Origin of the sequence: Arthrobacter sp. 7Tela_A1 (assembly GCF_049311065.1) — a bacterium.
Lineage (GTDB): Bacteria > Actinomycetota > Actinomycetes > Actinomycetales > Micrococcaceae > Arthrobacter_B.
The window spans coordinates 1-12,616 of sequence record NZ_JAXIOO010000002.1 but is presented as its reverse complement, the minus strand read 5'-3'; the positions used below and the strand labels follow the sequence as shown (position 1 = coordinate 12,616).

At 66.0% G+C, this 12,616-nt stretch carries 12 protein-coding genes; 3 read left to right on the top strand and 9 right to left on the bottom strand.

Features of this window, described 5'->3' with window-relative positions; all coding sequences use genetic code 11:
• Positions 1–61: 61 nt before the first annotated feature.
• The 4 genes from TVB01_RS00955 to TVB01_RS00940 form a co-directional block, all read right to left on the bottom strand.
• Positions 62–1,291 (bottom strand): NAD(P)/FAD-dependent oxidoreductase, encoded by a 1,230-nt coding sequence (locus TVB01_RS00955; RefSeq protein ID WP_422453407.1) that lies wholly within the window; start codon positions 1,289–1,291, stop codon positions 62–64.
• Between the two features lie 2 nt (positions 1,292–1,293).
• Positions 1,294–1,638, bottom strand: coding sequence for a bifunctional 3-phenylpropionate/cinnamic acid dioxygenase ferredoxin subunit (locus TVB01_RS00950; protein ID WP_422453406.1), 345 nt, complete (start codon positions 1,636–1,638; stop codon positions 1,294–1,296).
• A gap of 48 nt (positions 1,639–1,686) precedes the next feature.
• Entirely contained in the window at positions 1,687–2,136 is a 450-nt protein-coding gene (locus TVB01_RS00945) for a hypothetical protein (protein WP_422453405.1), read from the bottom strand.
• Positions 2,137–2,233: 97 nt separating this feature from the next.
• Entirely contained in the window at positions 2,234–2,872 is a 639-nt protein-coding gene (locus TVB01_RS00940; protein ID WP_422453404.1) for a TIGR03085 family metal-binding protein, read from the bottom strand.
• Between the two features lie 220 nt (positions 2,873–3,092).
• On the opposite strand from TVB01_RS00940, the gene TVB01_RS00935 reads away from it, so the two are divergent.
• Complete coding sequence (locus TVB01_RS00935) at positions 3,093–5,072, top strand: acyl-CoA dehydrogenase family protein (protein ID WP_422453403.1); 1,980 nt, start codon at positions 3,093–3,095, stop codon at positions 5,070–5,072.
• A 60-nt stretch (positions 5,073–5,132) separates the two neighbouring features.
• Here the strand turns inward: TVB01_RS00935 and fmdA are convergent, their stop codons facing one another.
• Together fmdA and TVB01_RS00925 are read right to left on the bottom strand one after the other, a co-directional pair.
• The gene (fmdA, locus tag TVB01_RS00930) at positions 5,133–6,389 is read right to left on the bottom strand and encodes a formamidase (protein ID WP_422453402.1); all 1,257 of its coding nucleotides are present in this window, start codon (positions 6,387–6,389) and stop codon (positions 5,133–5,135) included.
• A gap of 65 nt (positions 6,390–6,454) precedes the next feature.
• Positions 6,455–6,742 (bottom strand): FmdB family zinc ribbon protein, encoded by a 288-nt coding sequence (locus tag TVB01_RS00925; RefSeq protein WP_422453401.1) that lies wholly within the window; start codon positions 6,740–6,742, stop codon positions 6,455–6,457.
• 200 nt (positions 6,743–6,942) lie between these two features.
• Here TVB01_RS00925 and TVB01_RS00920 point away from each other — a divergent pair, with 200 nt between their 5' ends.
• The gene (locus tag TVB01_RS00920) at positions 6,943–7,737 is read left to right on the top strand and encodes an SDR family oxidoreductase (protein WP_422453400.1); all 795 of its coding nucleotides are present in this window, start codon (positions 6,943–6,945) and stop codon (positions 7,735–7,737) included.
• 17 nt (positions 7,738–7,754) lie between these two features.
• Here TVB01_RS00920 and TVB01_RS00915 read toward each other — a convergent pair whose 3' ends face one another.
• The 3 genes from TVB01_RS00915 to TVB01_RS00905 all read right to left on the bottom strand — a co-directional run bounded on the left by TVB01_RS00915 (position 7,755) and on the right by TVB01_RS00905 (position 10,458).
• Positions 7,755–8,792 (bottom strand): NAD(P)-dependent alcohol dehydrogenase, encoded by a 1,038-nt coding sequence (locus tag TVB01_RS00915; protein WP_422453398.1) that lies wholly within the window; start codon positions 8,790–8,792, stop codon positions 7,755–7,757.
• Positions 8,793–8,923: 131 nt separating this feature from the next.
• Positions 8,924–9,025 (bottom strand): MFS transporter small subunit, encoded by a 102-nt coding sequence (locus tag TVB01_RS00910; RefSeq protein WP_422453396.1) that lies wholly within the window; start codon positions 9,023–9,025, stop codon positions 8,924–8,926.
• Positions 9,022–10,458, bottom strand: a complete 1,437-nt coding sequence (locus TVB01_RS00905) for an OFA family MFS transporter (RefSeq protein WP_422453394.1) — start codon at positions 10,456–10,458, stop codon at positions 9,022–9,024. Before TVB01_RS00905 ends, TVB01_RS00910 begins: the two co-directional genes overlap by 4 nt.
• A gap of 372 nt (positions 10,459–10,830) precedes the next feature.
• Here TVB01_RS00905 and TVB01_RS00900 point away from each other — a divergent pair, with 372 nt between their 5' ends.
• Positions 10,831–12,483 (top strand): hypothetical protein, encoded by a 1,653-nt coding sequence (locus TVB01_RS00900; protein ID WP_422453392.1) that lies wholly within the window; start codon positions 10,831–10,833, stop codon positions 12,481–12,483.
• The last annotated feature ends 133 nt before the right edge of the window (positions 12,484–12,616 follow it).

Here is a 12,616-nt window from a genome sequence, read left to right as displayed (position 1 = left end):
CTAAATACGCAACGCAGATGTGCCCTAATCCAGATATGGCGTTCGCCATGCCGCGCCGGCGTCAGCGGCGGGACCGGGCCAGGCGTCGCAGGTCGGTCTCTGGATCGGCGAGTTCACGCGGGTCCACAGGCGTGCCGAGCGCAATCAGCCTGCGTGCCGCTCGAAGCGCTTGTCCTGCATCGATCCCCGCAGCGCCAGCCAGAGTGCCGGCCGGTGACACGTGGAAGACGAGGTAACCCGGGCCCGGGATTCCGCGGCTCACGGATGTGCCTTTGCCGTTCAGGCTGCCCACGGCTTCGACGTGCACACCATAGCGGTCGGTCCAGAACCACGGCACGGGATCCGCTTCCGCCTCCTGCCCCAGGATTCCTGCGGCGGCGGCCTGGCCCGAACGGACGGCCGCATCCCAGTGCTCACTCCGGCGTTCCGGCATTCCGGCAGCCGTCCGGCGGACAGCATCCCCGGCGGCGAAAACGCGCGGATGGCTCGTGCGGCCGAGGTCGTCAACGAGCACGCCGCCGTCCACGCTGATCCCGGCCGCCTCGGCGAGCGCGGTGTCGGGTTCCATGCCGACTGCGGCGAGGACGGCGTCGGCCGCTATCAACGACCCGTCATCCATGAGCACGGCCAGGCCCTCGCCCTCTTCCACGACGTCAACGGGGAGCCCTGTCCGCGTTTCGACCCCGGCGGCGGCATGCATTCCATGCAGGTGGGCAGCCAGTTCCGGGCCCACGGCCGGCACCAGCGGAACGGGCACCGGATCGATGAGCACGACGGCGGACCCCAGAGACACGGCGGTGGAGGCCACTTCCGCGCCGATCAGTCCCGCGCCGATGACGACCAGCCGCTTATCGGGGCCGAGCGCCGCCCGGAGCGCATCGGCGTCGTCCCTCTTACGCAGCGTGTGGACCAGTGAAGCACCGGGGAACAGCGGCTTGCGCGCCGTTCCTCCGGTAGCCAGGAGCAGGACGTCGGCGTACATCTCGCCACCTCCGGCCAGGGTGACGGTACCGTTGTCCGGGGCGATGCGCTCTGCTGTGCCTGCAATGATACGGACGGAGTTCTCCCGGAACCAGTCCGGGCCGGCCAGGGCAAGGGCATCATGATCCAGGGTGCCGGCCAGGTAGGCCTTGCTGAGCGGCGGCCTGTCGTAGGCCTCCCCCGACGGATCGATCAGGTCAATCGTCCCGTCGAAGCCCCGGCGGCGCAGTTCCGCGGCAGCACTAAACCCTGCCGGACCGGCGCCGATAATCAGCACGGACCGGACGGCACCGAAAGAGATCCCTTCCACCGCTAGGAACCGGCGGGAGCGTCGCCCGGGTGAAGGATGACGTCTCCATCAACGACTTCCACCCGGTGCGCCACCGCGTCCACCGTGGCCGGAAGGCACAGCGCCTGCCCCGTCTTGAGGCAGAAGCGGGCCGAATGCACGGGGCATTCCACCTCGCCGTCTTCAATCCAGCCTTCGGCCAGCGACGCCTCTTCATGGGTGCAGGTGTCATTGAGGGCGTAGAAATTGCCGTCGTCGCTGTGGAAGACGGCGATGTCATCCGCCGTCCCCGCAGTACGCGCATCGACGGTAACCGCCTCGCCCTCACCGATTTCGTCCGCTGCCGCTACCCGGATACCTTCACTCATGGATTCAACGTTACCGCGCAGCCGTGTACCTGCCTGCCGGCGGATTCCCTAGGAGGCTCCGGCTGTCCCGGCGATGCCGTACTGGCGGCTGCTCTCGAGTTCGGTGATCAGCGTGATCAGCTCCTTCCGCAGCGCCGGCCGGAGCTCGGCGGTGAGGCTCTGGCCCTCCAGCTTGATCGCGTCGTCCAAGGCCACGCGGCCGTGCTCAGAGATCTCCACAGCCCGGCGGGGAGCATCTCCGGCCCCGTCACCAAGTTCCTTAACGAGCCCTTGTTCGCGCATGCTCACGAGCGTTGTACCCAGCGTCTGCGCCGTCACACGCAATCTTCTGGCCAGCTCCGCCCGCCGCATCGGCCCCGCATCACGCAGGACTTTCAATGCTGTGACACGTTCCTGGGTGAGCCCCATGGCTCGCAGCCTGTTATCCATCTCGCGGCGCAGCATCCTCGCGGCCGTGGACAGCAAGCGGATGGCTTCCCAATCCCCCTCGTTCTGCATTCCCTGGTCCCCCTGAGATAGCTTTACTTTGGCGTCCGAATTCTCAGTATACTTACAATCCAAACCGCCACCGGGGGGCAGGTGTCAACCCCGGGACTTATCCGGGGGCTGTGAAGCGTGCAAATGCCCGCTGTGCCTCGAAATCGCCCGCGATGTCCACCCGGGCGTTTCTCCTGCGTCCCATCGTGTGAAGGACCAGTTCAACGATCCCGCCGGAGACCGTCACGTACGTCCCGCCTGACCGGACCCGTGTCTGTTCCCCGGTTGGCAGTTCCAGCACGACGCCGACGGGACTGCGCAGATAGCTGAGCTTGGCCATCACGGGAAGCCGGCGCCTCAGCTCGGCTTCCTCTCCGCGCGGCAGTTCACGGGGCGGCACGTCCCCTGCGCCGCGGCGGATGTCTTCGTGGTGCACCACGTACTCGATGAGATTGGCTGCATCCCCGCCCCAGCCCACCGGTGACCAGGCCGCCGGGCCGGCCGCGAAGCGGTCAACCAGTGCACGGTAGCCGGCGTCGGTGCGTGCTTCTTCGACCAGGAGCCCGAGCGCCTTCTCCCGGCCCGGAGGATCACGGCGCAGCACATCACCGGCGAGCTTCCAGGGTTCCTGGTCCCGCAGGACCAGATGGGCCAGCAGCCGCGAAACGTTCCATCCCGCGCACAGAGTGGGCGCGTCCGGGTCGGTGCCGTGAAGCGTCTGCACGAGTGCCTGCCGTTCCGTCTCCATCCAAGCCATGCCCGGTACCCTACCCGTTTCGGCGGCGGCGTCCACCCGCAGGCGATTCTGTGCTGCGTTCCGCTGCGCTGCGGGCGGCGGCCGGCGCCGCGAAAGGTGTTTCATCACGGCGTACTCCTGTTCTTACCGCTTCCCCTTTACCGGTCAGTAGGAACGCGTAGCATGGTCGGCACAGCCAGCCGAGGCTGCAGGGGGAGCGGCCCTGACCTAGGGGAAACACATGAGTTCCACGAACTTGCAGGATGCCCAAAATACCGGAGAAGACGATTCAGTCCGCAGGCTGCGCGAACGCAGCGTGAGTGAAAAGGACGCGCGCGACGTCGCCGAAGCGTCCCGAATTACCGATGAGCAGCGGCCCAGTTTCGCCAAGGGAATCTACATGGGCGATTTCGACCTCTCCCTGATCCGGCCGCATCCACCCCTCCCTCCCGCCGAGGTGGAGCGGTCTGAGAAGTTCCTCGCGGACCTGACCGAGTACTGCGCTGCCTTGGACGGCCAGCTCATTGAACGAACCGGCGTCATTCCGGATGAGTACCTGGCGGGACTGGCCGAGCTGGGTGTCTTCGGGATCAAGATCCCGCAAAAGTACGGCGGCCTGGGCCTTTCACTGCTGTACTACGGGCGCGCCCTGATGATCCTGGGCACCGTCCATCCCAGTCTCGGCGCTCTCGTTTCCGCGGATCTTTCCATCGGCGTTCCGGAACCGGTCAAGGTCTTCGGCACTGAGGAACAGCGCCGGGAATACCTGCCGCGCTGCGCCTCGGGGGCCATCACCGCCTTCCTGCTCACGGAGCCGGACGTCGGTTCGGACCCGGCGAGGATGCGCACCACGGCGGTGCCCTCCGAAGACGGAAGCGAATATGTGCTGGACGGCGTGAAGCTCTGGACCACCAACGGCGTGATCGCTGAACTGGTGGTAGTCATGGCGGCTGTCCCGGCGCACGACGGCCAGAGGGGCGGCATCAGCGCCTTCATCGTGGAGATGGACGCTCCGGGCATCACCGTGGAGAACCGCAACAACTTCATGGGCCTGCGCGGCATTGAAAACGGTGTCACCCGGCTGCGCGGCGTGCGGGTCCCGGCCGCGAATCGGGTGGGCAAGGAAGGCCAGGGACTGAAGATCGCCCTGACAACGCTGAACACCGGGCGGCTGTCCATCCCGGCCATGTGTGCTGCAGGAGGCAAGTGGTCGCTGAAGATCGCCCGCGGCTGGTCCGGTGCCCGCGAGCAGTGGGGCCGGCCTATTGGCAGGCACGAGGCCGTGGGCAAGAAACTTTCCTTCATTGCCGCCACCACGTTCGCCCTGGAGGCGGTGTTCGAGCTCTCGGCGGAAATGGCCGACGCCGGAACCAAGGACATCCGTATCGAAGCAGCGTTGGCGAAGCTGTGGGCCAGCGAAATGGCCTACAACATTGCCGATGAGCTGGTCCAGGTCCGCGGCGGACGCGGGTTCGAGACAGCAGCCTCCCTCGCTGCCCGCGGCGAACGAGCCGTGGCGGCCGAGCAGCAGCTTCGCGACCTGCGCATCAACCGCGTCTTCGAAGGTTCCACGGAGATCATGCACCTGCTGATTGCCCGGGAAGCAGTGGATGCCCACCTGAAAGCCGCCGGCGACCTGGCCGTCGCGGACGCATCCCTGACCAGCAAGGTGAAGGCAGGCGCCAAAGCCAGCGGCTTCTACGGCAAGTGGCTGCCCACCCTGGCCGTCGGCCACGGCAACGTGCCGACGTCGTACGCCGAATTTGGGCCGCTGGCCAAACATCTGCGCTTCGCCGAACGCGCCTCCCGCAGGCTTGCCCGCTCCACCTTCTACGGCATGGCACGCTGGCAGGCCGGGCTGGAACACCACCAGGCATTCCTCGGACGGATCGTGGACATCGGCGCGGAGCTTTTCGCCATGTCCGCGTCCTGCATGAAGGCCGAGACCATCCGGCGGCAGGATCCGGCTGAAGGTGCCTCGGCCTTCGAGCTGGCCGACACCTTCTGCGCCCAGTCCCGGGTGCGGGTGGACGCCCTGTTCACCGAGCTCTGGAACAACTCGGATCCTGAGGACCACCGGCTGTCCAAGAAGGTCCTCGCGGGGAACTACACCTGGCTGGAAGAGGGAGTGCTGGACCAGTCCGAGGGCACCGGCCCCTGGATCTCTACCACGGCCACGGACGGCACCCCGAAGGAGAACCTGCACCGGAACTACCGGTAGCTGGCACAGGCTGCCTGCCCGGGACGTTTCCCGGGGCAGGCAGCCTGCCGGCACAACAGGTCAGCGGCTGGATGCCCTCGGCGCGCCGATGCCCGGATCAACCTGGAACGGCCCGGAGGCCGACGGACGCACGTCGAAGTCGAAGATCGACGTGGGGATGTAGACCGTGGAACAGGAGTTCGGGATGTCCACCACCCCGGACAGCCGGCCCTCGATCGGCGCGGCTCCGAGCAGCAGGTACGCCTGCTCCGGGCTGTAGCCGAACTTGGTCAGGTAGTCGATCGCGTGCAGGCACGCCCGCTGGTAGGACAGGTGCGAATCCAGGTACCGCTGCTCGCCGTCGAGCGTTACCGATGTGCCGGAAAACGCTATCCACTCACTGAACTGCGGGTCCACGTTGCCGGGCATAAAGATCGCGTTCTCGTGGACGCCGTACGTGTCCATCCCGTCCTTGATGATGTCCACGCGCAGGTCGATGAATCCGCCCATCTCGATGGCGCCGCAGAAGGTGATCTCGCCGTCGCCCTGGGAGAAGTGGAGGTCCCCCACCGACAGGTTGGCGCCGTCCACGAAGACTGGGTAGAAGATCCGGGACCCCTTGGAGAGGTTCTTGATGTCCTGGTTGCCGCCGTTCTCCCGCGGTGGTGCGGTGCGCGCCGCCTCGCCGCCCACCCGGGCCCAGTCCTCCCGCGGCAGACCACCCAGTACGGCATGTTCAGCTTCGGGCGGCAGCGCCAGCGGCGGCACCCGGTGCGGGTCCGTGGCGATGAGGTCGCCCTCTCGCTTGTTCCACTTCGCGAGCAGGGCGGCCGACGGCGCAGTACCCATCAGGCCCGGGTGGATCAGGCCGGTAAAAGAGACCCCCGGAACGTGGCGGGAAGCTGCGGTCTGGCCCTCGAAGTCCCAGATGGCCTTGTAGGCGTCCGGGAACTGGTCGGTGAGGAAGCCGCCGCCGTTCTCTTTTGCGAAGATCCCGGTGTATCCCCAGCCCTGACCCGCCAGCGGGCCGGAATCCTCCTGCGGAATGGGCCCGACGTCGAGGATGTCCACTACCAGCAGGTCTCCCGGCTTGGCACCTTCCACGCCGAAGGGGCCACTGAGTTTGTGCACGGTAAGCAGGGGTGCGTTCAGGATGTCCTCGGCAGAATCGTCGTTGACGATCGCGCCGTCGAACCATTCCCTGCAGTCAACGCGGAAGGACTCTCCAGGCTTCACCACGGCCACCGGCGGGATGTCCGGGTGCCACCGGTTATGGCCCAGTTTTTCCTGGTCCTCGAACTTTTTCGACGAATCCAGCGGGAAGACGGCTTTCGGCATGATTTCTCCTTTGAGGGAATACTGCGTCCTGAGTCTGGCCTGAGGATCTAGTCAGGCCTGAGGATCTAGTCAGGCCTGGGGAGCTTTTGGTGCAGCGGATTGGAGGTTGTCCCGCTGCTTCGGCGGGGCCGCGCCCCGGGCGAAGTCACCACTGCTGGTTCCGCGGCAGTGCGTGCGGTGCCTTCGATCAGTTTCCAGGCACTCGAGGAGGCCTTGGAAAGGTAAGGCGCGGAGATGAGCCGTTTCGACGCGCCGCCGCAGTCCGGGCAGGGAACCTCATCGCGAACCTGCTGCATGGGTGAATGGAGTTCAAAATCGCTGCAGTGGGAACAGCGGTAGGCATAGAGCGGCATGGGTGGCCCTCCCCTGGCTGGATCCAGTGGCGCCATCGCCGCTGAGGTTGTGCTCGACCCTAATGACACGCTGTCCTGGGCGTCAATGGAACGCGGGGGCTTTGACCCGTCCGAATATGCCGACCGCATGCCTTGACACGCCTGCAGCCCCTGGACAAGACTCGCCCCAGCCAGACGGCTGCCAATCGGGAGGGACCTTCGTGAACAGCTCCGCCGGACAGGGGCCCGGCCGCTCCCGCCGGCTGGAAGGCCGCACCGCCGTCGTCACCGGCGCCAGCCGCGGCATTGGCCTTGCCATTGCCCGGCGGTTCGTGGACGAAGGTGCCCGCGTGATCCTGACCGCCCGCGAGGAGCCTCTCCTCCTGGACGCAGCTGAGGGTTTCCCGGACGGGACGGTCCTGACGGCCGCGGGGAACGCAGCAGATCCCATTCATCAGCGCGAGGTCCTCGATCTGGCGGCCCGGGAGTTCGGCCGGCTGGATGTCCTCGTGAACAATGCGGGCACGAATCCGGTCTACGGTCCGCTGCTGGATCTGGATCTGGATGCGGCGCGGAAGATAACGGAAGTGAATGTCCTGGCCGCCCTGGGCTGGGTGCAGGCGGCGTGCAGGCATCCCCGGGCCGGCTTCCTGGACGGAGGCGGGTCGGTGATCAACATGTCCTCCGTGAGCGCCCAGACACCGGCCAAGGGCATCGCCTGGTACGGGATCAGCAAGGCCGCGCTGGAACAGCTCACCCGCTCCCTCGCCGTCGAACTGGCACCGGCAGTGCGCGTGAACGCGCTGGCTCCCGCCGTCGTCAGGACCCGCTTCTCCCGCGCCCTGTATGAAGGCCGCGAGGAGAAGGTTGCGGGGTCCTATCCCTTGAACCGGCTGGGCAGCCCGGAGGATGTCGCGGCCGGAGCGGCCTTCCTGGCGTCCGACGACGCCGCCTGGGTCACCGGACAGATCCTCACGCTCGACGGCGGTCTGCTGATTGCCGGCGGCTCGGCCTGATTCGCCGACCGGGAGAATTACGGAACGACGACGGCACGTCCGAGTAGTTGGTTGTTCTTCAGCTTCTCGTAGGCTGCCGGAGCGTCGTCGAGTGAAAAGACCTCGGTGTGCACGGTGACGTGTCCGCGCCGGGCCAGATCCAGGACTTCGAACAGCTCAGTCCGCGAACCCCAGTATGGCGATCGCACGGACACATCCCAGGCGGCCCCCGACACCAGTCCTACCTTCAGGGTTCCGGCGCCGGCTCCGAGCAGCACGTGGTCGCCCTGCGGGCGGACCATTGCCTGGCCCAGGTCCAGGGTGGCCTGGTTGGCCACGAAGTCGAAGACGGCGTCAACGCCCAGGCCATCGGTAAGGTCGCTGACCATGGTCGCTGCACCGGCTTCGGACGGGAAGGTGTACTGGGCACCGACGTCGCTGGCGAGATTCAGCTTTGCTTCGTCAATGTCCAGCGCAACGACCGTGGCGCTGGTGAGTGCGCGGAGGATCTGGATGGCCACGTGCCCCAGGCCGCCCACGCCAATAACGACGGCGGTGGCACCGGAGTGCAGCTTCTCCAGGGATCCCTTGATTCCGTGATAGGGCGTCAACCCCGCATCTGTCAGGGAAACGTTCTTCACCGGGTCCAGGTCGCCGAGTGGAATCAGGTGCCGGGAGCTGTCCACAATGATGTACTCGGCCATGGCTCCGGGTGCACCGAGCCCGGGAGGTGCGATGCCGAATTTGGCTGCGTTCCGGCAGTAGTTCTCCCGGCCCGAGGAGCATTCGTAGCAGATCCCGCAGCCCCAGGGCCCGTAGATGGCCATCGGCTGCCCTTCTTCGATGAACTTCACGCCCGCGCCGATCATGTCCACCGTTCCGGCGCCTTCATGGCCCAGCGTCAGGGGCAGGCCGTAGACGTACTCATCCTCAGGCAGGGACATGATGTACTCGTCCGAATGGCACACGCCGGCCGCTGTCACCTTCAAGCGGATCTGCCCGGGTCCGGGCTCCGGAGTGTCGATCTCCACGACTTCGGGGGCGGAGCCGATGCTGCGATACTGAAGAGCCTTCATGGCGTACTCCTAACTCCGCGCCGACAGATCCCGCCCGCACGGGTGGATGGATTTGCCCTTTAAGCGTTGCACCGCTGCGCGAAATGCACAGCCCGCGGCGCCTGCTGGGGCTGCCCGGGCCGTGCATTCCTTCAGCCGAAGAGTGCTGCGGCCTTGGTGAGCGTCTGGAAAACGCCGTAGGCCAGTGGGATGCCTACCAGCGCCCAGCTAATGGTTAGTTGAACCTTGCTCATCGGTTTCCTTCCTGTACGGCGGTTTTAGCCTCGGGCTGCTGCCCGTCTGCGGGGGCATCTGATGCGGCCTGCGGCTTGCCCGTGGACTCGTGGTACTTGTCGGACACCGGTTTGATCAGCAGGTTGGCGATGAAACCGATGATGAGCAGTCCCACCATGGTCAGCAGTGCCGGCTGGTAGGCCTCGGCGGTCAGTTCACCCGGTGTTCCCTGCGCATCCAGGAACGAATTCACGATCAGCGGTCCGGCTATTCCGGCGGCGGACCACGCGGTGAGGAGCCGGCCGTGGATGGCCCCCACCTGGAACGTGCCGAACAGGTCCCGCAGGTAGGCCGGAACGGTAGCGAATCCGCCTCCGTAGAAGGAGAGGATCACGAAGGCCAGCAGCACGTACAGGATGGTGGACGTGGATCCGAAGAGCGCCAGCAGCACGTAGCAGACAGCACCCACCCCGAGGTAGACCATGTAGATCCGTTTGCGGCCGATGATGTCGGAGGTGGAGGACCAGACGAACCGGCCGCCCATGTTGCCGATGGAGAGCAGGCCGACGAAGCCGCCCGCCACCGCTGCGGTGACCAGTGAGGCACCGTCGGGCTGGCGGAAGAAGTCCTGGATCATCGGTGCGGCTTGCTCCAGGATGCCGATGCCCGCCGTGACATTGCAGAACAGCACGATCCAGACCAGCCAGAACTGCTTCGTCTTGATGGCGTTCGACGCCGACACATTGGATGTGGTGACCAGCGGCTTCTTTGCCACGGTGGCCGGGTCGAAGCCCTTTGGCTTCCAGTCGTCTGCGGGCACCCGGATGGTCCATGCCCCGTAAAGCATATAGAGCAGGTAGACGACGCCGAGCGTGAGGAAAAGCTTGCCGACGGCGTCGCCGCTGGCTACCCATCCTTCGGATCCGGAGTCCGGATCGTAGAAGGCCAGCAGGGCCGAGGAAACGGGGCTCGCTATCAACGCGCCGCCGCCAAAGCCCATGATTGCCATGCCTGTGGCGAGGCCGGGCCGGTCAGGAAACCATTTGATCAGGGTGGAGACGGGAGAGATATAACCGATGCCCAGCCCGATGCCGCCAAGGAATCCGTAGCCCACGTAGACGAGCCAGAGCTGCTGGGTGAAGATGCCCAGTGCCCCGACCATAAAGCCGCCGGACCAGAAGACTGCCGAGACGAACATGGCCTTGCGGGGACCATTCCGGTCCACCCAGGTACCCATGATGGCTGCCGAGAGGCCCAGCATCACGATGGCGACGGAGAAGATCACGCCGATCTGCGTGAGGCTGGCATCGAAGTACTCCACCAGTGCGGTCTTGTACACGCTGGTGGCGTAGGCCTGGCCGATGCAGAGGTGAACGGCAAGCGCTGCCGGAGGGATCAGCCAGCGGTTGAATCCCGGCGGGGCGATGATGCGGTCACGGTCCAGCCAGCTCATAATGCACTCCCAGTTCGCACAGCACGTCATTTGGCTGGCCGGGGGCCCCCCGGGCGCCCCCGGCCTGTGCGCCCCAGCATGGTGCATTCCGTCCCGCCGGGGTATCCGACACGCCGCCTGACGTGAGACCACACTCGTGCGGGAACTGCAACCTACCGGCGGGTAACTATTTTTCCGAAACCCTTGCGTTGTTACCGAAGAGTAAGTTAGATGTAACCGACATCACATTCCTACCGGCCGGTAACCCCTGCAAAAGACACCACATAACGCAGGGCAGACCCGGACGTCGCACCACGAAGGCGGGGGCCGCACGGCACTGCCCGCAGTCCGAGCGGTCTCAAGACCGAAGTAGAACCAGAAAAGGGATATTCAATGACGAGTTCCACGTCCGGCCGGTCCACTAACCGGCCGCACACCATCCTGACCGGCCTCCTGGCCCTGTTCCTGGTCTTGTTGCTGACCTTCTTTGTGCTCTTTACGAACCAGGTCTCCAACGGTGCTGCCCAGCTGTCCGAAGGGGCGGAGCGCGCCTCCGCCGGTGCCGGTGACCTGAAGGACGGCGCTGCTGCTGCGAAGGAAGGTGCCGACAAGGTTGCTGCCGGCAGCGCGAAGCTGGACGACGGCGCCGACACCCTGGCCAAGGGCATCGGTACCGCCAAGACCGGCGCCACGTCATTGAACGAGGGCGCGGCCACCCTGAACGACGGCGCTGCTGCCGCTTCCGAGGGTGCCAACAAGCTCGCCACCGGCGCCACGAATGCCTACACGGGTGCTTCGACTCTGGCCAATGGTGCGTACGCTGCCTCGGAAGGTGCCAACCAGCTTGCTACCGGCGCGACCACTGCCCGTGAAGGTTCGGAAAAGGTTGCCGGGGGCAGCGGCCAACTGGTTGCCGGTGCCGAGCAGCTCACTGCGGGTGCCCAGCAGCTGCAGTCAGAGATGCAGCCGTTGGTTGACGGTTCTGCGCAGCTGGCCACCGGTGCTGACGAAGCCGTAGCTGCAATCGCGCAGCTGTCTGAAGGGGCTGGCGGCCTTTCTGCTGGCGTCCAAAGGGTCTACGGAGTTATCAATACGCCCCAGGTCCCCGGAGATGCAACAACCAGCGTCGCTGCCCAGATCGCTGATGACCTCTCTGAGTACAGCCCGAACGGCACATCCGCTGGTGCCGCTGAGCTACGCGGGGCCGCGGTTCTAGTTGGCGGCGCGGCTACACCGATGGGGGCCAAACTCATTAAGGCCGCTGACAAGCTCGAAGGTTTAGAGCGACTTGTAGTTGGGATTGATCTCGGCCTGAAGGGGTTCCAAGAAGAGACAGGCACATTCGTTCCTGAAAAGGGACTCTTGGGAGGTTCACAGCTGCTCGCCGGCGGATTGGCTCAGCTCGACGAGAAGGCGCCCGCACTGGCAACGGGCGCCGAAGCAATTGCTGCAGGTGCACCCAAGCTCCAGGCCGGCGCAGGACAGCTGGCTGCAGGCGGGGCCGACCTGACCTCCGGCGCAAAGACCCTGCAGGCAGGGGCACAGAACCTCAACCAGGGCCTCGTGACCCTGGAGTCCGGCGCCTACAGCCTCTCCGAAGGCAACGCGAAGCTCGCCAACGGAGCAGGAACCCTCACCACGGGCCTCGGCACGCTGGAAGCCGGCGCCTATTCGCTCTCCGAAGGCAACGCGAAGCTGGCCGACGGCTCCGGCCGCCTGCTCTCCGGCTCCGATTCCCTGAACGAAGGCATGGTCAAGCTGGACGACGGCGCCAAGACGCTCAAGGACGGCACCACCACGCTGAAGACCGGCGCCGCGGACCTGGCTGAAGGCAACGGGAAGCTGGCCGACGGCACCGTCACGCTCGCCGACGGCAACGGTGAAATCTCCGCCGGCGCCGGAACCATGATGGAACGCACCTCCGCCATGACACCGGGAGAAATCCTCACCTCCCCGGCCATCCTGGCGGTCCTGATCCCGGTGGTCCTGCTGCTGATCCCGCTGGCCCTGTTGATCTCGGCCCGCAGCCGCCGCTCGCAGCACTAGGAGCGGCGCGGACAGAGCGCACCACCGACGATGAAAGGCCGGTACCGCCGCCCGCCGGGGCGGGACCGGCCGTTGAGTCCGCCCAAGACGCCCGGGGTCGGCGCCCCCGGGGACCCCCCACGCAAAAAATACC